At 44.6% G+C, this 21,650-nt stretch carries 16 protein-coding genes; 3 read left to right on the plus strand and 13 right to left on the minus strand.

Annotated features, from left to right (window positions below; all coding sequences use genetic code 11):
* Positions 1–31: 31 nt before the first annotated feature.
* The 4 genes from P2W76_RS04500 to alaS all read right to left on the minus strand — a co-directional run bounded on the left by P2W76_RS04500 (position 32) and on the right by alaS (position 6,136).
* On the minus strand, positions 32–721 hold the full coding sequence (locus P2W76_RS04500; protein WP_276346330.1) for a response regulator transcription factor: 690 nt from the start codon (positions 719–721) through the stop codon (positions 32–34).
* A 102-nt stretch (positions 722–823) separates the two neighbouring features.
* Positions 824–1,921, minus strand: coding sequence for a TlpA disulfide reductase family protein (locus tag P2W76_RS04505; RefSeq protein ID WP_276346331.1), 1,098 nt, complete (start codon positions 1,919–1,921; stop codon positions 824–826).
* Complete coding sequence (gatB, locus tag P2W76_RS04510; protein WP_276346333.1) at positions 1,918–3,387, minus strand: Asp-tRNA(Asn)/Glu-tRNA(Gln) amidotransferase subunit GatB; 1,470 nt, start codon at positions 3,385–3,387, stop codon at positions 1,918–1,920. Before gatB ends, P2W76_RS04505 begins: the two co-directional genes overlap by 4 nt.
* Before the next feature lie 133 nt (positions 3,388–3,520).
* On the minus strand, positions 3,521–6,136 hold the full coding sequence (gene alaS, locus P2W76_RS04515; RefSeq protein ID WP_276346334.1) for an alanine--tRNA ligase: 2,616 nt from the start codon (positions 6,134–6,136) through the stop codon (positions 3,521–3,523).
* A gap of 142 nt (positions 6,137–6,278) precedes the next feature.
* Between alaS and P2W76_RS04520 the strand changes: the two genes are divergently transcribed.
* Positions 6,279–6,614, plus strand: a complete 336-nt coding sequence (locus tag P2W76_RS04520) for a MerR family transcriptional regulator (RefSeq protein WP_276346335.1) — start codon at positions 6,279–6,281, stop codon at positions 6,612–6,614.
* Between the two features lie 3 nt (positions 6,615–6,617).
* On the plus strand, positions 6,618–7,523 hold the full coding sequence (locus P2W76_RS04525; protein ID WP_276346336.1) for a diacylglycerol kinase family protein: 906 nt from the start codon (positions 6,618–6,620) through the stop codon (positions 7,521–7,523).
* On the opposite strand, the gene P2W76_RS04530 is transcribed toward P2W76_RS04525, so the two are convergent.
* The 5 genes from P2W76_RS04530 to P2W76_RS04550 all read right to left on the minus strand — a co-directional run bounded on the left by P2W76_RS04530 (position 7,520) and on the right by P2W76_RS04550 (position 14,398).
* Entirely contained in the window at positions 7,520–8,575 is a 1,056-nt protein-coding gene (locus P2W76_RS04530) for a metallophosphoesterase (protein WP_276346337.1), read from the minus strand. The two genes, P2W76_RS04525 and P2W76_RS04530, sit on opposite strands and share 4 nt — an antisense overlap.
* A 47-nt stretch (positions 8,576–8,622) precedes the next feature.
* Positions 8,623–9,399 (minus strand): enoyl-CoA hydratase-related protein, encoded by a 777-nt coding sequence (locus P2W76_RS04535; protein WP_276346338.1) that lies wholly within the window; start codon positions 9,397–9,399, stop codon positions 8,623–8,625.
* Between the two features lie 95 nt (positions 9,400–9,494).
* A complete protein-coding gene (locus P2W76_RS04540) occupies positions 9,495–11,591 on the minus strand; it encodes a ComEC/Rec2 family competence protein (RefSeq protein ID WP_276346339.1) in 2,097 nt (698 codons plus the stop codon).
* A 1-nt stretch (position 11,592) separates the two neighbouring features.
* Positions 11,593–13,617 carry a helix-hairpin-helix domain-containing protein gene (locus tag P2W76_RS04545; RefSeq protein ID WP_276346340.1) on the minus strand — a complete coding sequence of 675 codons (2,025 nt, stop codon included), beginning with the start codon at positions 13,615–13,617 and terminating at the stop codon, positions 11,593–11,595.
* Between the two features lies 1 nt (position 13,618).
* Positions 13,619–14,398 (minus strand): hypothetical protein, encoded by a 780-nt coding sequence (locus P2W76_RS04550; RefSeq protein WP_276346341.1) that lies wholly within the window; start codon positions 14,396–14,398, stop codon positions 13,619–13,621.
* A gap of 90 nt (positions 14,399–14,488) precedes the next feature.
* Between P2W76_RS04550 and P2W76_RS04555 the strand changes: the two genes are divergently transcribed.
* Entirely contained in the window at positions 14,489–16,351 is a 1,863-nt protein-coding gene (locus P2W76_RS04555) for an LTA synthase family protein (protein ID WP_276346342.1), read from the plus strand.
* Between the two features lie 1,891 nt (positions 16,352–18,242).
* On the opposite strand, the gene P2W76_RS04560 is transcribed toward P2W76_RS04555, so the two are convergent.
* The 4 genes from P2W76_RS04560 to P2W76_RS04575 are packed head-to-tail and all read right to left on the minus strand — an operon-like array spanning position 18,243 to position 21,537.
* Entirely contained in the window at positions 18,243–18,851 is a 609-nt protein-coding gene (locus P2W76_RS04560) for a hypothetical protein (protein WP_276346343.1), read from the minus strand.
* Position 18,852: 1 nt separating this feature from the next.
* Positions 18,853–20,127: an adenosylmethionine--8-amino-7-oxononanoate transaminase gene (gene bioA, locus P2W76_RS04565; RefSeq protein WP_276346344.1), complete on the minus strand. Its 1,275-nt coding sequence runs from the start codon at positions 20,125–20,127 to the stop codon at positions 18,853–18,855.
* Positions 20,109–20,561 carry an NUDIX domain-containing protein gene (locus P2W76_RS04570; RefSeq protein ID WP_276346345.1) on the minus strand — a complete coding sequence of 151 codons (453 nt, stop codon included), beginning with the start codon at positions 20,559–20,561 and terminating at the stop codon, positions 20,109–20,111. The genes bioA and P2W76_RS04570 overlap by 19 nt, the downstream gene beginning before the upstream one ends.
* Positions 20,554–21,537: a cation diffusion facilitator family transporter gene (locus P2W76_RS04575; RefSeq protein WP_276346346.1), complete on the minus strand. Its 984-nt coding sequence runs from the start codon at positions 21,535–21,537 to the stop codon at positions 20,554–20,556. The genes P2W76_RS04570 and P2W76_RS04575 overlap by 8 nt, the downstream gene beginning before the upstream one ends.
* Positions 21,538–21,650 lie beyond the last annotated feature (113 nt).

Genomic DNA, 21,650 nt, shown 5'->3' on the forward strand with positions numbered 1-21,650 from the left:
TTTTGCCGTAAAGGTAGGAAATTGCAGTGAGCTACTTCGCCTCAAACTTATACCCAACCCCTTTAACAGTGGTCACATACGTATCTCCAAGCTTCTCCCTGAGTTTCCGTATATGTACGTCGATTGTACGGTTGGTTACAACCACAGATTCTTCCCAAATATTCTTCAGGATCACATCACGGGTATAAACTTTTCCCGGCTTAGACGCCAGAAGGTATAATAATTCAAATTCCTTTTTTGCCAGCGTGATCCGTTCTCCTTTACGGAAGACAAGAAACGCCTCGCGGTCAATGATGAGGTCAGCTATCTCCAACTTATTATCTTCCTCAGCTTCCGTCTGAACGTTCCGTCTCAATATTGCATTAACGCGGCTGGTCAATGCTCTTGGCTTAATCGGCTTGGCTATGTAATCGTCGGCTCCTACGTTAAAACCGGCTATTTCGGAGTATTCTTCACTTCTGGCTGTCAGGAATACCATAAATGTGTTCTTGAATTCATTCATGGTTCTCAGTATGCGGCAGGCTTCGATACCATCCATTTTAGGCATCATGATGTCGAGTATTATAAGATCCGGAAGTATGCGTTTTGCTTCCGTAACCGCCTCCTGGCCATTAGTAGCTGTATAAACCTGGTACCCTTCTTTCTTGAGATTATACTCTATAAGCTCCCGGATATCCGGTTCATCATCAACAATCAGAATCTTATGCTTAGCTGTACTCATACATGAAATATTTTTACAATAGTACGCGGTTAATGGCACTAAATGGTTAACCCAGCATTAAGAAATTGTAAACAAGGCTGATAGCTTAACAATTTATTAAGTTTATTTCAATGTTTCAGACAGGAATTTTTCAAGATCGGCGCCTCTCAAATTTTTAGCTACGATCTTACCCTCACGGTCTATCATAAACGATGCAGGTATGGCGTCAACCTTATACAGGGCAGCAACTTTACTATCCCATCTTTTCAGGTCAGAAACATGGTTCCATCTCAGGTTGTCGGAATTAATTGCCCTTACCCAATCGCCCTTATCATCATCCAGTGACACACCGAACACATCAAATCCTTTGGCAGCAAAAGCTTTATGCTGTTTCACAATATTAGGATTTTCCTCGCGGCAAGGCGCACACCAGGATGCCCAAAAATCAAGCAGCACGTACTTCCCTTTATATTCTGACAACTTCACGGGAACACCATCAGGATTGTTTAATACAAAATCCGGTGCCGGCTGCCCAACTGATACCAGCTTGAGTCCTGCCATTTTCTCCACGAACGTCTGTACAGCCTTATTGTTAGGGAACTTTGATCTTATTTCTTCAGCGTATTTGATCAGCTCCAACTCGTATTTATTCTGATCTATTGTGCCCGCAGCATAAAAGGCCGCCAGGTTGTCCTTATTTTCCTGGACAAACTTAAACACTGTTTCCGAATACTTATCCAGGTTAGCTTGGAACTCTGGCATAATAGCATTGAATATAGAGTCCTTTTTTGCAGGATCTGCGTCTACCTTTTCAGCATATTCTGATTGAAGCCGCTGATAGATTTTTCCGAAATCAGTTTGAATATTGTTTATATCCTGAACTTTCTTCGACTCTTCCGATCCCGAAATAGTATAGGCATTTGTGGTATCTGCGTAATTGGTATTAAGCTCTATCTCCTCCCCGTTCTTTCCTATTACTAAAAAGTTCTTCTCACCTACAACCAGCGTGTAGAAATTAGATTCAGGCGCAACCCGTCTGAATTTAAATTTACTATCCTCGTTCAGGAAAGCCGAATCTACAAGCGAGTCTGCCTCATAAAGAAGGATCTTTTTTAGTTCGCCGGGGTTATCTACTTTCCCGGAAATGCTAAGCTCATTATTATTCTTGCAGGAAGCCGCAAATAATATAGCCATAAAGGCTGCTACAACTAGTTTCTTCATTTACTTTCTAATTTTTTAACTACTAATTTACTCGCGGTCTGTGGGTTGATCTTTCCTTTAGACCGTTTCATTATATCGCCCATGAACAAGCCCAAAACACCTTTTTTACCATTGCGATATTCTTTTACCTTGTCCGGATAGTTTCCAAGCACCTCATCAATGATCAGGCCTAACTCATCATCGGCAGTGTCGATCAGAACCTCCAAAGCTGTTGCAACATCCTCTGCCGATAAATCCGGCTTCCGGATCATTTCCGGAAATACCTTCTGAGCAGCTACGGAATAGTTTAATTTCTCCGAATCCACCAGGTTTAACAGTCCTGCCAGTTTTACTGGGCTCAGGCTGAATTCAGAAATAGATTTACCCTGATCGTTCAAATACGACCTTACAGGTCCGATCAGCCAGTTAGCTGCCGCCTTATAATTACTGGCATGGGATATCAATTCTTCGAAAAATAAAGCCGTTTCCTTTTCGGACGACAGTAAGTGAGCATCATAATCTGATAAGCCCAGCTCAGCGGTATAGCGTTCTATCTTTTCTGCCGGAAGTTCGGGAATACTTGCTGCTATCTTCTGAATGTATTCTTCTTTCAAAATCAGGGGCGGCAGATCAGGTTCAGGAAAGTAGCGATAATCATTAGCCATTTCCTTACTCCTCAAAGGACTGGTGCTTCCCGATTCGGCATCAAAATTCAGGGTGTTCTGGTCAATGTAGCCACCATCCTCGAGAATACCAACCTGGCGTATAAATTCATGCTCGATAGCACGCTGCAAATTACGGATCGAGTTGAGATTCTTCACTTCACACCTGTTGCCGTATCCTTGTGAATCCTTCAGACGAACGGAGATATTCGCGTCACACCGGATGCTTCCTTCTTCCATATTAGCATCGCTGATATCGAGGTATTTAACCAGCTTCCTGATCTCATTTAAATAGGCCGCAGCCTCCGCTGCAGACCGGATATCGGGTTCCGAAACGATTTCTATAAGCGGTACGCCAGCCCGGTTAAGGTCAATTAAAGAATCAGCTGGGTCCTGGTCGTGCATGCTTTTACCGGCATCATCTTCCATATGTATCCGGTGTATCCTGATCCTCCTTTTGGACTGGTCAGCAGATTCTACATCGATATAGCCCGATGTGCATATCGGCTCGCTATCCTGGGTAGTCTGGAAACCTTTGGGCAGATCCGCATAGAAATAATTCTTTCGATCGAAGTGTGTATAGGTATTTATATTGCAGTGAGTTGCCAGTCCCATTTTGATGGCATATTCGACAACCTTTCCATTCAGCTTCGGAAGGGTCCCGGGCAGACCAAGGCTGACGGGGCTGATATGCTCGTTCGGGCCTGCACCAAAACCTGCAGAATCAGTCGAAAATATCTTGCTTTCGGTCGACAGCTGCACATGCACCTCAAGCCCGACAACTAACTCGTATTTATCTTTAACGCTCTCTGGAATAACCTTCATTAAAATTAAAATCTATGCAAAGATAGTATAAGTTGAGAGTTGAAAGGTGAAAACTGAAAGCTGAAAGTGGAAGATTGGCTATTACCGTGCTCATTCGGTCGTTACAGCTGCTTCAGTTTTCCCTTTTCAGTTTTCAGTTTATAAAAGCCCTCGCCTTAATTAAAGCCCTGTCTATCCCCGAAGCATCCTTCCCTCCCGCCGTAGCAAAGAAAGGTTGTCCGCCGCCGCCGCCTTGAATCTCTTTAGCCAGTTCGCGTACAATAACTCCCGCATTAAGGCCCTTTTCTTTTACCAGGTTTTCTGAGATCATCACCGTGAGACTTGGTTTGCCTTCAATGTCTGATGCAAGTACCAGGAAAAGATTATCTAATATATCTTTCAGGGAATAAGCCAGGTTTTTGATGGCATCGGCATTGGGCAGATCTACCTTCTGAGCCAGGAAGTTTATACCGTTTATATTCTCAGCCAGCTTAGCAAGCTCATGCTTCATACCGGCAGATCTCTCCAGGATATTTTTATCAATTTCCTTTTTTAGACGGACATTTTCCTCCATCAATGCTTCAACAGCCTTATGCAGGTCTTTCGGGCTTTTAAGAAGATCCTTAAGCGCAGCGACCTGGCCGATCTGATCGTTTAGATACTGTTCAGATCTTTCGCCGCTAATTGCTTCGATCCGTCGTACCCCCGCAGCAACAGCACTCTCTGAAATTATCTTAAAGAATCCTATCTGGCCGGTTGCTTTCACATGGGTCCCGCCGCAAAGCTCTTTTGAAAATTGATCGTCGAAGGTTATTACCCTCACATAATCACCATACTTTTCACCAAAAAGCGCAGTTACACCTGATTTGATAGCTTCCTGGTAAGGTACTGAACGCTCCTCTTTCAGGGATATGTTCTCGCGGATCCTGGCGTTCACTATCTGCTCTATTTTTGTGATCTCTTCCGCTGTTACTTTAGAAAAATGTGAAAAATCAAACCTTAAATAGTCTGCGTTCACTAAAGAGCCCTTCTGGTTTACGTGATCTCCCAGCACCTGCTTTAAGGCCGCATGCAGCAAGTGCGTGGCGGAGTGGTTATTCTCTGTTGGTATGCGCTTCGAGGGGTCGACCATGGCCCAGAAAGGACCCGAAAGCTCATCAGGCAATGTATCCACATAATGGATGATAAGCCCGTTTTCTTTTTTTGTATCCGTTACCGGATATTCAAACAAACGCGAAGCATCCTCCAGCTTACCTGTATCTCCCGCCTGTCCGCCGCTTTCCGCATAGAACGGCGTACGGCTCAGCACAAGCTGGAACTGGTCCTTGCCTTTCGCGGTGACCTTGCGGTACTTAAGTATCTTGCATTCTGATTCCAGCTCATCGTAACCTACAAATTCAACATCGTCGCCCTCATTTACAATCACCCAGTCGCTGGTGTCAATAGCTGTAGCTGCGCGGGAACGGTTCTTTTGCTGCTGGAGCTCTGTCTCAAAACCAGTCATATCCACTGTCCAGCCCTTTTCGCGTGCCATAAGCTCTGTGAGATCTATGGGAAATCCGAAAGTATCGTACAGTTCGAAAGCAAAGTCACCTTTGATGCGCTTATCATTTGTTTCAAAACGCTCGAAGCGCTGAATTCCGGTAGCCAAAGTTCTCAGGAAAGAGTTCTCTTCTTCCAGCACCACCTTCTGCACAAAATCCTGCTGTTTCTTCAATTCAGGAAAAACGCCGTCAAATTGCTCCGCGAGAATTGGCACAAGCTGGTTCAAGAATGGCTCTTTAAAATCCAGGAATGTATATGAATACCTCACCGCCCGGCGCAATATCCTGCGAATTACGTATCCTGCCTTATTATTGGCCGGCAATGTTCCATCAGCGATACAAAAACAGATCGCCCGGATATGATCGGCCATCACACGCATAGCAATATCCGTCTTCTCGTCTTTACCATATATAATCCCGGAACGGCCGGCAATAAACTGGATCAAAGGCTGGAAAACATCCGTATCATAATTAGATTCTTTCTTCTGGATCACCCGCACAAGGCGTTCAAGTCCCATTCCGGTATCAACGTGCTGGTTCGGTAACTTCTCCAGTGCCCCGTTTTTCAGGCGGTTAAACTGCATAAACACATTGTTCCAGATTTCGATCACCTGGGGATCATCCTGGTTTACCAGCGTCTTACCATTAACCTTTAAACGTTCGGCTTCAGGTCTCATATCCACGTGGATCTCCGAGCAGGGGCCGCAGGGGCCGGTCTCGCCCATCTCCCAGAAATTATCCTTCTTATTTCCTAAGATGATCCGGTCTTCGGCGATGTATTGTTTCCAGATATCGAATGCTTCCTGATCCATGGGAAGCCCTTCCTTTTCGTCACCCTCGAAGACAGAAACATATAACTGGTCTTTAGGAATTTTATAAACTTCGGTGAGCAGTTCCCAACTCCAGGCAATAGCCTCCCTTTTGAAATAATCTCCAAAGCTCCAGTTGCCCAGCATCTCGAACATCGTATGGTGATAAGTATCAATTCCCACCTCTTCGAGGTCGTTATGTTTGCCCGAAACACGAAGGCAACGCTGTGTGTCGGCCACCCTTGGATATTTAACAGGCGCTTCTCCTAAAAACAGGTCTTTAAATTGGTTCATCCCCGCATTCGTAAACATCAGTGTCGGATCGTTCTTAACAACTATCGGCGCTGATGGCACGATCTGGTGCCCTTTACTCTTGAAAAAGTCTAAAAATCCCTGTCGTATCTCTTTGGTAGTCATGCTTTATATGAAAGGTGCAAATATAAGGAGATGGAGCGAGAAACGAGTTATGAGAAGCGAGAAACGAGGAACGCCAATGAATTTAAACTCATGCTTTCGATTCTCAAATTTATCTTACTTTTATACCATCAATTTCCCTGGCATGCCTTACAAAGAACGCGACATAAACAAACTCTACTACACCATGGGTGAAGTAACCGATATGTTTGACGTAAACGCTTCCCAGATCCGCTTCTATGAGCGTGAATTTGAGATCCTGCAGCCCAAGAAAAACAAAAAAGGCAACAGGCTCTTCACCCCTGATGACGTGGAAAACCTGAAGATCATCTTTAACCTGGTCAAAGAAAGAGGATATACATTACAAGGCGCCAAAGATTATCTAAGGAATAATAAAAGTGAGGTAAAGGAAAACCAAAAAGTCATTGATTCGTTAGAGCGTTTAAAGCAGTTTCTTCTTGAAGTTAAAGAACAGCTTTAATGTATGACGCAAGCTCAAAAACCTCCCGGGAAGCCAGTTAAGATCTTATTCGTTATAAACCATAAATCCGGCAGGGGAAATGATGATTCGCTTAAAGACTTGATAGCCGAACAAGCGAAATCACAGGATTTTGACCCGCAGATCTATAGCATGAGCGGTAATGATGAAGCACGCATCCGTGCCGAGATCAAACGTTTTTCACCGGCTATCGTAGCTGCTGCGGGCGGCGATGGCACGATAAAAATGATGGCCGAAATTCTGGCAGGCACTAAGACTGTGTTAGCAATAATTCCCTACGGATCTGCCAATGGCATGGCCAAAGAACTTGCGATCAATGATATAAATATTGCTCTTCAACTACTGTCAAAGGGTGAGAAGAAAGCTATCGACCTGATAAATATCAATAACGAGGTCTGTATCCATCTCGCTGATGTGGGATTAAATGCCCGCGTTGTCAAGCGCTTCGAAAAAGACCCAAGGCGCGGGAAGCTAACCTATGCCAAGCATCTCTTTGGAGAGATGTTCTTCCTGAAGAACTATCGCTTTCAGATTGCTTATGACGATAAGGAGATACGGCGGAAAGGCGTGTCCATTACCTTCGCCAATGCATCTAAATATGGTACAGGCGCTGTCATAAATCCTAAGGGAGTTATAGATGATGGCAGGTTTGAACTGGTCATCGTTAAACCATTCCCGCGGGTACAATTACTTAGCATAGCCTGGAAAATGTTCCGGGGGCAGCTCCACACTTCTGACTACGTGGAGATCATTCCCTGTACAAACGCAAGTGTTGTCAGCAACAGGAAGACCACCCTTCAGATCGATGGTGAAGTGATCGGCAAGGTTAAAGAAATAAACCTTTTTGTTATGCCCAAAGCCTTAACGGTACTGGTTCCACCTACTCCTTAAGAAAGTTTATTCTCATAAACCATTACTCCATTTTGTGATACAGGGTCAACAACCCAGGCAGAAAGAACGGGAGGCATGCTATCCTCAAACCTGATCTTAAAAAAACCTTTAGCTTTCATTCCAAACCGGAGATTTTTACCTTCCTGTAATACATACTTAAGCTTTGACCCGGCGCCGCTAACAACATAATGATTGTTGTCTTTGATAATATGCTGCAGGTTATGTTCATGACCGGCGACATAGATAAGACCTTTATGGGCTTTAAATATTTCGATCAGCCGCTTGCGCAGATAGCGGTACCTGGGATGAGCGATATCTTCCCTGGCACCGAAATATTTACGATACATAGGCAATAGTGAACCCAGGAATGGCAAAGGGACATAGGCCTTCTTATGATAGATAGTGAAGGGAAAAAGGTGATGACGGAGCTTGTATCTTCCCCCGTGGATGGCATAGCTGTAAACAGGCGCATGACCAGCAATAATTACCTGCTTTCCCTTATTGCTATCAAGTATTTTTTCCAGGTGCTCAAAAAATTCCTTTTCTGATCCGACCCTGCAACCGCATGCCTGTCCGATCGGCCGGAAACCGGGCTGCAGCCACCACTGGGTATTGATCAGTACCAGCGTGAGTGCAGAATTTATGTTAATTTCCGTGGGTCCGGGACAACCCTGTGAGGGAAACATTACCGGCTGATCAAACAATTTTTCGAGGTATTTCTCCTGCCTGAGAATATATTCATAGCCGTCTTTGCGGCCCTTGTTCCAGTCGTGATTCCCGGAGATAAACAGCACCTTGCCATGGTAATCTTTCATGGCTTCGTGATGCGCTTTTAGCGCATCCTCAGCGTCCTTATAGAGAATATTGGTTTTGGGAGGCAAACCCCGGGGATAAATGTTATCGCCGAGAAACATCACGGCCGAGTGCTGGTCCTTATCGAAATGGCATTTAAGAGTTTCGAGGACCGGGTCGGGCTTATGGCGGTTGACATTTCCTGTATCTCCTATCAGGAATACTTCATAAGGCTTATTTTCAATATTCCTGGCTTGCATCTGCTAAGTATACTATTACAAACCGGATAAGAGTGATCCTGTTTTAGCTACCATTCCATTTTTTCCTTATTCAGGAAAGCGGCGATGCCCTTTTTACAATCGGCCGATGATCGTGTGCGGACGTTTAATTTGATGGCTTCCTCCAGACTATCTTCAAGCGGAAGGTTATGCGCGGTGTTAAGAAGTTGCTTGGTCAGGGAAACTGATTGTCCGGAAACATTTACGGATAGTCTCTCGGCATACTCTGTGACAGCAACGGCGATCCCGTCTTTACTTACTACAAAATTGATAAGCCCATAATCAGATGCCGTAGCCGCATCAACAAGGTCGCCTGTCAGCAACATTTCCTTGGCACGCCCTTCGCCAAGCTTCCTTACCAGGAAGCAGGTAACAAGTGCAGGAACAAATCCAATTTTTACTTCTGTATAACCGAATTTGGCTTCCGGAACGGCGAAAACAATATCACATACAGCAGCGAGTCCGCAGCCCCCTGCTATTGCGTGGCCCTCAACCTGAGCTATAACAAGCTTGGGGAGCGTATAAATACTGTACAAAAGTTCTTTTATTGCGATCGTATCTTCGAGATCGTCCTGCGAAGAATTATTTTGAAGCGCCTGAAGATATTCGAGGTCGGCGCCCGCACTGAAAACCTCGCCCCTGGCTTTAAGCACAATAATTTTCACGTTCTCATCATGTCCGGCCCGAAGTAAAAGGTCGGTCAAAGCCTCTACCAGCTCCGGGTTTAGGGCATTTCTTTTCTCAGGCCGGTTGAGAGTAATGTAGGCAACGCGGTTTTGGGTCTTATAGTCTGCTAGCTCGTTCAAGGCTCATCGTTTTGGTACCTAACCAAAAATAGCTCAAATTCTAAAACTTGTCTGTTTTTTGTTTTTGGATTAAGCATTTTTTTCCACGCCATGTCTTAAAGATCAATAACGAGTGCCCCCGTTCGTTTTAACACATCGCAGCGAAGGTTTAGCAGCTTAGCTTCCGAAACCCATTTCTTAACTTTATAATCCGGATTGTTTGCTTCTATAATAAGCCTGTTAAATCTGAGGCTAGCTCTGATGTTCCCCACCGTTGTGTTTGGACTGCCGCTGATTAGGACTGCATCAATTTTCAGGATAGTTGAGAAGCGCAGTTTATCAAGGTCTTTGTTCCATCTCAGGATCCTATAGTCAGCGAACTGGTAAAAGTTGGGGGCAATGGCGTAGGAATCGTCCTCGAAAGTATCTCCTGAGTGGTGAAATCTTTCGTATTCTGACCCTCTGCTTTTCACTGCCGGCATAACAGAAAAACCCATCGCCTTGTCAGATTTATCCAGGTCGCTTATTATAACGCTTCTATGATCAGAAATATAAGCTATTGCGGTATTCTTCCTGAGGACATAAATTATAATCTGATTCAGTTTAGAATTCGCAAGCCAGCGTACATTAAAACTTATACAAAGAATGATGATTAAGAATATTGCGGGAAATATGAGCTTGCCGTACTTCTTTGAGATTAGCAAGCTTATGAAAATCAAAGTCAACCCTATCAATATGCACTCAAGCGCACTGATCCAAATCCCATCCCAGCTTGACAAAGGTAAGTTCTCGATGTAGTAAAGGATGCTATTTGTAAAGTTGATCAGCCAGGACAGGGCTGTACCCAGGTAAAATAACAACATCGATCCCGGAAGAAACATAAATATGATGCCCGCATACATGATCACAGCAACAGGCACTACAATAAACAGGTTACTTAAAAGAAAATACAGGGGGAATTGATGAAAATAATAGATACTGACCGGGAATGTAGCAAGCTGAGCGGCGACAGAAAGTGCATTGTAGCTCCAGATATGATCAAGCAGCCGGTTTCTGACATAAAGGGCCCGATAGATCCTTGGATGAAAGTACACGAGGCCGGTTACCGCAAGATAGGATAACTGGAAGCCCGCGTCTACCAGGTAAAAAGGATTGTACAGCAACAGGAAAAATGCAGATATTGCTATTAAATTATACGTATTCTGATGCCTGTTTAACGCTTTGCCCAATACGATGAAACTGAGCATCACCGCTGCGCGTGACGCTGGTGCCGAGAAACCGCTTATCATGGCATAAAACCATATGGCTAAGATGATAAGTATTGCCCGGATCAGCCTTGTGCGGCTGGTCCTGTCCATAAATTTCAGCAGCGCTGAAAGAACCATGAACACAATTCCGACATGCATTCCCGAAACCGACAGCACGTGCATCGTTCCGGTCTTAGAATATGCTTCGACAAGCTCCCGGCTTAGCTCTGCACGATAACCCAGGATCAGAGTTGACGCAAATGCTGCTGCGTCCTTATCGCGCAGATATTCAGTGAATTTGTTCACTAGCTGCTTCCGAAGACATAATGCAAATGAAATCAGTTTGTTTCCTTCGTTGCGTTCTACAATAAATACCTGGTTCTGCTTTAAAAATGCCTGATAATAAATTTGCCGCTTAGCAAGATAGGAGCGGTAATCAAACTCTCGGGGGTTATAGGGAGGCTCAACCGGGTTATATGAAGCCGGCATAAGGATAACATCACCATAACGGAGATCAAAATTCCCGGTGCTGTCTGCCTGAACAGAAATCATGATCTTTCCCGTTGCGGAACTTTTTTTGCCCAGGTCATAACTCCCCCTTACTTCAGATTCAAACCTTAAAATATGCCGGGAGGATCTGGGTTCACTTTTAACTGCCACAAGCAGTGCCTCTGCTTTCTGGCGACTGTAATGTGTATCATCAAACTTCTCCGAAAAACTAACAGTAAGCCAGTAACCTCCCAGAAAAATAAAAACATGCAGCAAAGAGCCCACCAGCCACCTGCATCGATAAAGGGAAAGCCGTTTATAGCTAACTATGAGAAACGAAAACGCCAGCAAACTCACTAGAGCAAGGACAAAAGCTGCATCACAGGCTGCATCCTGCATGAAGATATATCCCAGGAAGATCCCGGTAATTAACGGAATTACCAGTCTTACAAATGGTATTTCACCCTGATAAAACATTTCAGATCTGAAGGCGAACCTGCAGCTTGACATCAGATCTTCGATTGCCGTTGATCATATCGTAGCCGGAACCTACTGTCTCCTGCCCGCTAAAGCTTTGTACTGCATATCGTAACCAGACATCTATTCCTTTCCCCATCTTATAACGGCCATTTATGTAACATCGCAAACCTCTCCCCTGATAAGCAGGAACCGAGTACCCATAGAGCACGTCATTTTCGTACGCATAGATCCGGGAATTAAAGCCGGAGGTATCGAATATCGCAAAGCGTATATTACCGGAGAACCTCGAATTTAACGGATTATAAATTACATCCTGGTAGCTTACAAAACCATATTCATTGGCTAACCAGCCTTTTTTATATATTGATACCTCTGCCCTGTTCCTTAGTGAAAAGGAACTGTTTAGTTTGTAATTTAGTTCTAAACGATAAGTCTGCTTATCGACATGGTCAAGCCCGCCGGCAGGACTCTCCACGTCTGAATTCTCTTCCCTGATCTGTTTCCTGAACCTTGCGGAAATCCTGAAGCGTTTATCGAAATTATAAGCCAACTGGGCGTACAGCTCGTATCCGCGTGAAGGCGCGTCGACCCTGAACTTAAGCCAGGGGAAGCTGAAATAGTCAAAGTAGCCTGCCAGTTCGAGTTTATTGCTGAACTTTATCGTGAGCCCCGAGTAAAGGCCTTTCTCATTAGCTGCAATAGTTGACTCGGAAAGTGCCTGATTAAAGAAAGAGTGGTAATCCCTTGCATAATTGCGATATAGAACGGCTATGGAAACCTGGTCGGAAATACTAGAAAGCAGGCCATTTAAAAAAGCGGATCCCGATAAAATACTGTGGGCAGCTTCTCCAAAGAAATAAGTATTTCTAAATGTGTAACTATAATGCAGACCAATATTCGTCAGAGATGTTCCTTCAAAGTTATACTTTTCATAAAGTGAACTTCCTTCAGCATGCGGCCTGTTCATCTTCGTTCTGTAGGCAGTAAATCCCAGGCTTAACCCCGAGCTCGAATACTTTGAATTCATGCCATACACCAGCTGGGAAACGTTGTTCTTATTTTCCATTTCCGTATCCGACCTGTGAAGGCCGCTTACTATTAAAGAGTTAATCTCCTGCCGGTCATCACTTAAGGACGCGTCCATCCTTTTATAAGAGATGAATGGGCTAACCGAAAACTTCTTATACCCTATTGTAGCTGCGATTCCTCTTAATAGGGACGACTCATTGACGGAGCTATACGGTCGTAAGCCCATATCCTGCTTCGCAACCGAGGTTAAAGCCGCGCCCTTTCCAAAACCGAGTCCCGACCACATCGTCAGACCCTGGCCAAACTGCAGGGAATAGTCACCAGCGACAAACTTTCTTATTAACCTCCCGCCCTTTATAAAAACACTGGCAGAATAAAAGTCAAATCCCTTTCCAGACTTGGCCAGAAATGACTCACCCGCGTCCTTTTCCATATTCAGGGACAGCAAGAGCTTATCAGCGTAATTATACCGGTATCTTGTAAAAACCCGAACGGCCGATCCCGAATAAACCGGGTCTTCAGCCCCTGATGTGCGGAAGCCTTCCTGTCTTTCCAGGACGCGCCCCAACCTGATGATCAGATCATGTTCGCTTTTACGCAGCAGACCATTGAAGGAAATGCCCCTTAATAGCTCTGGCGGATCGATCACTACAAAATTGCTTAGCCAGCGCACTGTTTCCTCATCAAACGCATCAATACCCTGCAGCTCCAATACATGTTGAAACAAACCACTTTCCGCCCGGTGGGCGATCAGGTTATCAACCTGAACAGGTGAAAGAAAGAAAAGACCCTGAAGCTCCTCTTTATCTGCCTTATTGATATTGATGGGATGTGCTTTGTAAAAATTTAGTCGCTCGGTAATTTCCGAATAGTCCGTATCCTCCGCAGCATTTTCAGCGATGTATTCCAGAATACGAGCCATAAGTGTTTCTGTATCAAACTGCCCCAGGCAGACAGAAGGCACCAGCAACAGCACCACTACGAGTTTCTTCATTTTAAAACTCATAACCCAGCGAAATTTGCGGAGTGTATCCCAGCGTGATGTGAGATGACACAGCGCCCTCAATAGAAACCTTCCTGTACTCCAACCCAAAACCGGCATATTGTTTAAAAGGATTCGCAGAAACTCCGCCACGGAGCGAAAACCAGTCAACAATCTTATATTCAAGCCCCGTCATTACATCCAGGGCGTAATCGAACGATTTTCTCACATCGGTGATCATCACCAGCCTGTCGGTAAAAGTATATAAGACACCAAATGACAATCGCACCGGCGTACCTGCACCGCTGCGCATACCACCGGGATTTGCCAGGTGGCTGGCTACTGTGAACTTTTCAGTTATCCGGAACTGAAAGCCGGCCTCCACATCAAACGAATTAGATGACCCATATTGAACAATGCTTAGCTGACTGTATCTGACGCCAATGGCAAGCCTTAATGAATGGCCAAATCCCATAGCATAGCTGATCCCTGCTTGCTGCTCTTTATAGGCATCAAACCCATATCTTTCCAGGCTGAGGCCAAATGCAGATCGCCTGTGCGGGATTACGAACACAGCCGATTGGGTACTAAGGTCGGGATCCAGCAAATGTCGCTGAAAAGCCAGGGCAAGAACGGGCCTCTTCATACCAGTAATACCAGCCGGATTCTGCTGCACTGCCCATACATCCTGCATCGCAATTCCCCCGGAGCCCATCGATACAAACCTGGGGCCAGGGTTCTTTTGACCGTAAATCTTAAAACTCAGGATAAAAAGAATAAGAAAGTACTTCATACCTGAATGTATAAAGGAGCAGCACGAGGTAGAAATGAAATTATTCAACGGTAGGTAACAGGTATTGGACGGTTTTCATAACTTGCGCTGATGTTAAAAAGCTTTGTCGTTTTTTTTCGGTTCTACGTGTTTTGGATCCTTTTCTTCGCCATTGAAAGATTAGTTTTCCTGCTATACTTTTCAGATAAATTGAAAGCGGTCAGTTTTGGCGAAAAGGCTGCCTCCTTCTGGTATGCCCTGCGACTCGATTCATCAATGGTTGCCTATATCTCGGCGCTGCCGCTAATCATTTACATCCTTTTCCTGTTTTTAAAACGCAGCTACCTCTCACGATCAGTACCCCGGGTCTTTGTTATAGTTCTTATTTGCGCGTTTTCAATTATCACCGCCTTTAATTTCAACCTGTACCGGGAATGGGGATCAAAGATCAACTACCGTGCTCTTGATATGGCATTTAACTCAACCAATGAAGCAATTGCGTCGGGCTCCTCATCTCCAATTCTTTTATCGGCACTGATACTTTTAGGACTAATTGCTGTTGGAATATTTTTATCGGAGAAATTAATTGACTACCGGCTGCAGGATACCGGGGCTTCCTTATTAAAAAAGATCTCGGGAAGCTTTCTCGTAGTCGCCATTTGTGCGCTGGTTATCCGGGGCGGATGGCAGCTTTCGCCGATAAACCAGAGTATGGCCTATTTCTCGAGCGAAACGATCTTGAACCACGCCGCTGTAAATACAGAATGGAACCTTTTGCAGGATGTGTTGAGTAATAAATACGGAAACGATAACCCTTATAAATACTATAGTCCCGGGGAAGCCAAAAAGATCGTTGACAGCTTATTCGAAAAACCGACCGACGAGAGCACAAACATCCTTACCACCACTAAGCCCAATGTCGTCCTGATTGTTATTGAAAGCTTTACAGCCGAACTGATCGAGAGCCTTGGCGGTGAGAAAGGAGTCGCTCCTAATATGACACAATTAAGCCGCGATGGACTGCTTTTTACTGATATCTATGCTGCAGCGGGCCGTACAGATAAGGGTATGATTGCGACCCTCAGTGCGTTCCCCGGTCAGGCTATCCGGAGTATCATGAAACAGAACGACAAACAGGAAAAGCTGCCGGGGATTGCCCGGGATTTCAAGTCCATCGGGTATAACACCTCGTTCTATTACGGCGGTGAGAGTGAGTTCTTTAACATGAAGTCGTATATATTAGGTCACGGTTATGATAAGCTCATAGACCAGCATTCTTTCGAGAAGAAAGATATGAACTCGAAGTGGGGAACTTATGACCATATGGTTTTCAGAAAAAATCTTAACGACCTCGGAAAAGAAGGACAGCCTTTCTTTTCTACCATTTTAACCCTAACGAACCACGAGCCCTTCGAACTGCCGGGAAAACCACATTTTCCGGGAGAAAACGTTGAAAATAAATTCAGGAGCACGTTCTTTTATACCGATTCATGCCTTGGTGCCTACATCCGGGAGGCCAGAAAAACCCACTGGTATAAAAATACATTATTTGTTATCCTTGCAGATCACAGTCACAGGCTGCCGGGCAATCTTGCCGAATATGATCCCAAACGCTACCGCATCCCGCTCTTATTCTATGGAGATGTAGTCAAACCTGAATTCCGTGGGCAAACGGTCAACAAGACCGGAAATCAAACTGATCTGGCTGCCACTCTGCTTACCCAGCTAAGCATCGACCCCTCGCGATACCAATGGAGCAGGGACTTACTCAACCCCGGCAACAAAGGCTTTGCTTTTTTTAATTGGGATAATGGTTTTGCTTTTGGGACGGAAGAGCAGATAGTGTCGTTTGACAATGTTGGGAAGAACATTATCTTACGAAAGAAGCCTGCTGATGCCCGGACTGACAAGGAGTTAACCTATTATGGGAAAGCCTATATGCAGAGGGTGTTTCAGGAGTATCTTGAGTATTAATGGTATCAGGAATCAGTAGTGTCCAGTTAAAATTAAACTACTACTCAAATGCGCTAACTATAACTTTAAAACAGGGGCTTTTATTAATGTTTTTAAAGCAAGCCCCCTATTATCAAAATTATAGGATAAGCACAATGAGGTTCCAGCTTTCCCCGGATGCTACTGAATCAAGATTCGGGGGTAGGTGGTATTGAGAAATGACTTATTTCGGAAGTTAAAAAACGAATTAAACCCGCAAGAAAACCGCAAGATCTCATCGGCTTTTCATGGTACATGCTAAGCACTGCTTAAGTACTGTCTAAGTACTGAGATAACACTAAGATAACACTGGGATAAAGCCCGCGTCTTTGTGCAGGTTTGAAAGCTTGGATTGGGGGTGTTTGCAGGAATATGCTTTCTGTTGAGAAGGTCGGATGAAACCTGAAACCAGAGTCGGAAGCCGGAGGTCTGAATTGGCAGGCCAAATGTCGAAGGCTGCGCTTGGACTAGCGGTTTAGACGCTGCAATTGGAGTGTGTCGTCTAAAGTCAGAAGCTGAATTATGATATCCGCAAATTATTTCGGTTAAAACTGAATATCACGCAGAATTTCTCCTTATTTATCTAAAATATTCATAATTAAGAGAATTCTTCATTACGAATTTCACAATTCGTTATTCACCGTCGTTGCGAATTTCATAATTGCGAGTTAACCGGCATTGCGAAATACGTAATTACGGGTTAACCGGCATTGAAAATATGGTAAAAGTGCATTTTCATTGGAAATGAGGGCTTTTTTGAGTATATTATAATAGGAAATAAAGCACAAAATTGAAACTGAAAACTGAAGAATCATGGTGATCAAGGACCAGATTACTGAGATAGGATACGAGAGTATTTCTGGGAGTGAATGGAGAGTGAATGGAGAGTGAATAGATAGTGAATGAAATAGATTCGTCTCGAATGGGCGTTTTGAACGGTTTAGGTATAGGGCTTATATGCAGCCAGGCTCTGCTAAACCACGCCGGGGAGTATACATTCGATTTAGGCTGCCGTGATTTATTAAGGCCGTACTGGCGTATGGGTGTATTTTTTAACCATTAAAATTTAAGTATAGAGAAAGGAAAGAATAATGAGAGATGAGCAGGAATTAGATTTCGGGCTCGTTTGGATGAAGGAGTAACCAGGCAAAGAAAGACCTGCCACATGGTCAATAGCTTACTGTTGCTTTAAACACAAATACTGGTGCATTACAGTTATTGGGTTCGATTCCCCAATGGTGCCGTTAGTATGGTGAGTCCGCCCGGGCGGAAGTACACCGAACGCGAAACAGGCGGTAAGTATGAAGACTCTGCTAAAAGTTTTTTTAAGAGCTAAATATCAGGAACCACTGTTGTCCGGTTAAATTGGAATCTCTATAAAATATGTTTTTACGCCTTGCATCAGATGTTTTTTGCCGATTTTTAAAAGCAAGCCCCTCTATAAATACAAGTAGGCTTGACCCCGAAGGCGCCCGCCCGGATGAACACCGTTCGGACGGGGTCACATGTTTAATAGAAGAAATCATTCTAGCCCTTTCCGACCCCGGAGGTGGTCGTATGTGTTTGAAACTTCACATGCGACCACCTTCGGGGTCGATTTGTCGGAAATATCGATTACTATAAACATCCGACCGCCTTCGGGGGTCGAAAAGTAAAAATCTTTTAACCGGACACTAGTGTATCAAGAACCAAGAATCAAGACTTGAGGGTTGATGGCATTGATGATTGTCTTAAATATTCCGGCTGAGTCATTTGGAAGGGGCACCAGCAAGGATTAGTATAACGCCAGGACCGCTCGGTGGAAGATAATACCCGGTTTTACCCGCGTATCTTAATACCTGATACCTGATACCTGATACCTGACCCCTGATACTTATACGACTTCCTTCTCCAAACCTACTAACCATTTCCTGAACAAGTCCGCCTCAAACTGGACTGCTCTCTCAGCATGTCTTTCCCACTCCGGCGAAAAGTTTTTGAGCTGGACCAGCATTTCCTCCAGATGTCCCTCTTCTTCCAGAATAATCGATTTTACATTGACCTTGCTGCCGGTTGAATCAAGAACATCCTGGTAAACCGGGTAAAGTTCGTCGGCGCGGACCTCGATGGCGTAAGTCACTAAGAGGTATGCCGCGAACTTCAGCTCGTTACCGCTTAAGCTGAGTTCTGATTTAAGATATTTGCAGACCTGAACATCCAGCATATTCAGGTAGTACCGGCTATCGTGTGTTGCCAGCAGGTATTCGTCCCTGTAATCAGCGCATAGGCCTGCACCTAATTTCGATATCTGCTTTTTTAAGTAAAAGGCGTGCCGGTGTTCTTCGGCTGCATGCTTAAGTATGATCAGCGTTACGTCTGTTTTGTGTTCGCTGGCTGATATCTTACGCGCACCTGTATTCTCCATTAAGGATAACGTATTAAGCCATTTTGCGTGCTTGCTTGTATCGGCTACGATCGCCGTAAGTATTTGCTTGAAATCCATCTTAAAATTGCTCCAGGGCTTTTTCTATTTTTTGGTAAATATAATCCAGTTGCTCATTACTGATGCAATATGGAGGCATTATATAAATGATGTTACCCAGAGGACGTAAAATGACACCTTCCTGTAAAAAGAAATTATACAGGGTATCGCGCAGGCTGTTAAAATACGACGTACTATTCCCGGTTTCCCACTCAAGCGCCAGAACGGTCCCGGTCTGACGTACCGTTTTAAGCTTTGGGTTACCTTTGATTCTTGCTGCAAACGATTTGTGCCGGTGGACGATCCGGTTAATATCATCCCAGGTTTCATCCTTTAAGAGTATATCCAGACTTGCCAGCGCGGCAGAACATGCAACGGGGTTTGCCGTGAAGGAGTGCCCGTGAAATAAGGTTTTAAGCTTGTCCTCCGAAAGAAATGCATCATAGATCTTCTGGCTGGATGTAGTTAACCCGAGCGCCATTGTCCCACCCGTTATCCCTTTCGAAAAGCACATGATATCGGGCTGTGAACTTAACCAGGCAGAAGCAAACAATTTACCGGTTCGGCCAAACCCCGTCATCACTTCATCGGCTATGGTTAATATTCCCAGTTCCCCGCAATGAGCCATTAATTCGTCCAGGTAAAGCGCCTCGTACATGTTCATCCCGCCGGCACCCTGAATCAGGGGCTCGAAGATGAAAGCTGAAAGCTGAGAGCTGAGAGCTGAAAGCTGCGCTTTAAGGCGGTCAATGTTCTCTGCGCAGGGGAGGTCTATAAATTCTACGTCAAACAGCAATTGCTCAAATGGCCTGGTGAATGCGCTTCGTGAACTTACCGACATCGCGCCAAACGTATCCCCATGATAGGAATCTCTGAAGGCAAGCACTTTCGTTCTGGCCTGACCGGTATTGGCCCAGTACTGAAAACACATCTTAAGTGCCACTTCCACGGCCGTAGATCCATTATCTGAATAGAAGGCCTTTTTCTGATTATCGGGCAGGATAGCAAGCAGCCTTTCGGCAAGGTCTACTGCCGCAGGATGGGTAAAGCCCGCGAAAATCACGTGCTCAAGTGTCAGGAGTTGTTCGGCAACCCTTGCGGCTATATAGGGGTGCGCGTGGCCATGAATATTCACCCACCATGATGAAACTGCATCAATATACTTCTTGCCATCTTCTGCGATCAGATACACACCCTCTCCCTTCACTATCGGAACGGGTAGTGCAGCATTCTGCATTTGGGTGTACGGGTGCCATATTACTGCCTGATCGCGTTCTGCTAAAGATCTTTCTGCCATTTCTCTTTCAATAACTCTATAACCCGCTGATCGGTGGGAAAGGTAACATCCTCAACAGTCAGGTCCTCTATATTCTTCCATCTGAAAGCCTGCAGAAGGTTCCCTTCCGTATCGAAATCAAAGGCCTTATCCTTGAAATTCAATACAAGTTCTTTCTGTGGCTTAACTAAATAATAAACACTTATGATCTGGCTGTCGTTAAACACTGATTTAATATAGAAATCGGTTGTATAGAAGTGCTCGACAACCTCCACTTCGGCATCACACTCCTCAATGAATTCTCTTTTTAGTGCATCGATCAGCCCCTCGCCATACTCCAGTCCGCCGCCGGGGAATTTGCTGAAGCGGAAACCGTACTCCTCCTCATCACTCAGCAATATCTCGCCCAGGGGATTGATCAGCAAACCGTAAACACGTACATTGAATTTATACATCAGAAGAAAAGTGCTTTTTATTGCGGGTTACGTTTTCAATAGTCCAAACGATATCTGCCGTTCTTGGCTCTGACCTCACCGGGCAGGCTTGCATCCTGCAATAGTGACAACATTCGGGAATACACGGATCGGCATGAATAAAAAACTCGACAGATGAGTTAGCTTTGCTATTCATCATAGCATCTACTTCTGAAACCTCCTCGTGAACCTTGTTAAGATCAAAATAATAAGGTAGTGTCAGGTGACAATCGATATGAATATCAGGCCCATAGCGTTGAGTTCTAAGATTATGCATATCGATCCAGCTATCTTTCCGGTATGAGTTCAAAATCGAGATGACTTCATCGGCTGTTTCCAGATCCGATTCATCCATCAGGCCTGAAACCGACCTTCTCACCAGTTTATAACCACTGAAAATAATAAAGAAGCCGATGGCTATGGAAAAAACACTGTCCAGATAGTTCAGTCCGGTCAGATAGATCAGTATTAAGCCGGCTACGAGTCCGGCACTTGTATATGCATCGGCTTGAAGATGTTTCCCATCCGCAAACAAGGTCAGGGAATTCAGTTTTTTACTCTGACTAACCAGGTAGTAGCCCAGTACAAAATTGACAAACCCTGTTGCAGCTATGATTATCGTACCGTCTATCAGGTCATTGATTTCATGAGGGTAAACCAGGTTATAGGCTGACTTAAAGATAATGAGGATGCCGGCGATCACGATCAGGCTGCCTTCAATGAAAACCGAGAAGAACTCCACCTTACCATGCCCATAAGGATGGTTGTTATCCCGGGGTTGCGCGGCCACGTAAATGCTGTAAAAAGCGAACGCACTTGCCAGTACATTAACTATGCTCTCTGCCGCATCGGTGAGGATAGAATTAGACGAAGTGATAAAGTAGGCCGTAAACTTTGCCAGCATCAGCAGGATACCGATACCAAGCGAAATAAGAATTACTTTTTTTTGACTTTGCAAATCAGAAGCTTAGTTCAAACAAATTTAGACAATACATTAAAGCAATTTTTAAAATATTCGAAATTCCAGGGTCTTTTCTCTATAATTTTTGCATTCGCTAAGCAGGTTCCTAT

The organism is Daejeonella sp. JGW-45 (assembly GCF_029360805.1).
Classification (GTDB): Bacteria; Bacteroidota; Bacteroidia; order Sphingobacteriales; family Sphingobacteriaceae; genus Daejeonella.

Excerpts from the sequence above, each read along its gene's own strand:
- P2W76_RS04530 (WP_276346337.1), bottom strand. The coding sequence starts at position 8,575 with ATGCAAGCCAGGAATATTGAAAATAAGCCTTATGAAGTATTCCTGATA.
- P2W76_RS04520 (WP_276346335.1), top strand. The coding sequence starts at position 6,279 with ATGCCTTACAAAGAACGCGACATAAACAAACTCTACTACACCATGGGT.
- P2W76_RS04505 (WP_276346331.1), bottom strand. The coding sequence starts at position 1,921 with ATGAAGAAACTAGTTGTAGCAGCCTTTATGGCTATATTATTTGCGGCT.
- P2W76_RS04555 (WP_276346342.1), top strand. The coding sequence starts at position 14,489 with ATGTTAAAAAGCTTTGTCGTTTTTTTTCGGTTCTACGTGTTTTGGATC.
- P2W76_RS04550 (WP_276346341.1), bottom strand. The coding sequence starts at position 14,398 with ATGAAGTACTTTCTTATTCTTTTTATCCTGAGTTTTAAGATTTACGGT.
- P2W76_RS04570 (WP_276346345.1), bottom strand. The coding sequence starts at position 20,561 with ATGTATAAATTCAATGTACGTGTTTACGGTTTGCTGATCAATCCCCTG.
- bioA (WP_276346344.1), bottom strand. The coding sequence starts at position 20,127 with ATGGCAGAAAGATCTTTAGCAGAACGCGATCAGGCAGTAATATGGCAC.
- P2W76_RS04545 (WP_276346340.1), bottom strand. The coding sequence starts at position 13,617 with ATGAAGAAACTCGTAGTGGTGCTGTTGCTGGTGCCTTCTGTCTGCCTG.
- gatB (WP_276346333.1), bottom strand. The coding sequence starts at position 3,387 with ATGAAGGTTATTCCAGAGAGCGTTAAAGATAAATACGAGTTAGTTGTC.
- P2W76_RS04525 (WP_276346336.1), top strand. The coding sequence starts at position 6,618 with ATGACGCAAGCTCAAAAACCTCCCGGGAAGCCAGTTAAGATCTTATTC.
- P2W76_RS04560 (WP_276346343.1), bottom strand. The coding sequence starts at position 18,851 with ATGGATTTCAAGCAAATACTTACGGCGATCGTAGCCGATACAAGCAAG.
- P2W76_RS04500 (WP_276346330.1), bottom strand. The coding sequence starts at position 721 with ATGAGTACAGCTAAGCATAAGATTCTGATTGTTGATGATGAACCGGAT.
- P2W76_RS04540 (WP_276346339.1), bottom strand. The coding sequence starts at position 11,591 with ATGTTTTATCAGGGTGAAATACCATTTGTAAGACTGGTAATTCCGTTA.
- alaS (WP_276346334.1), bottom strand. The coding sequence starts at position 6,136 with ATGACTACCAAAGAGATACGACAGGGATTTTTAGACTTTTTCAAGAGT.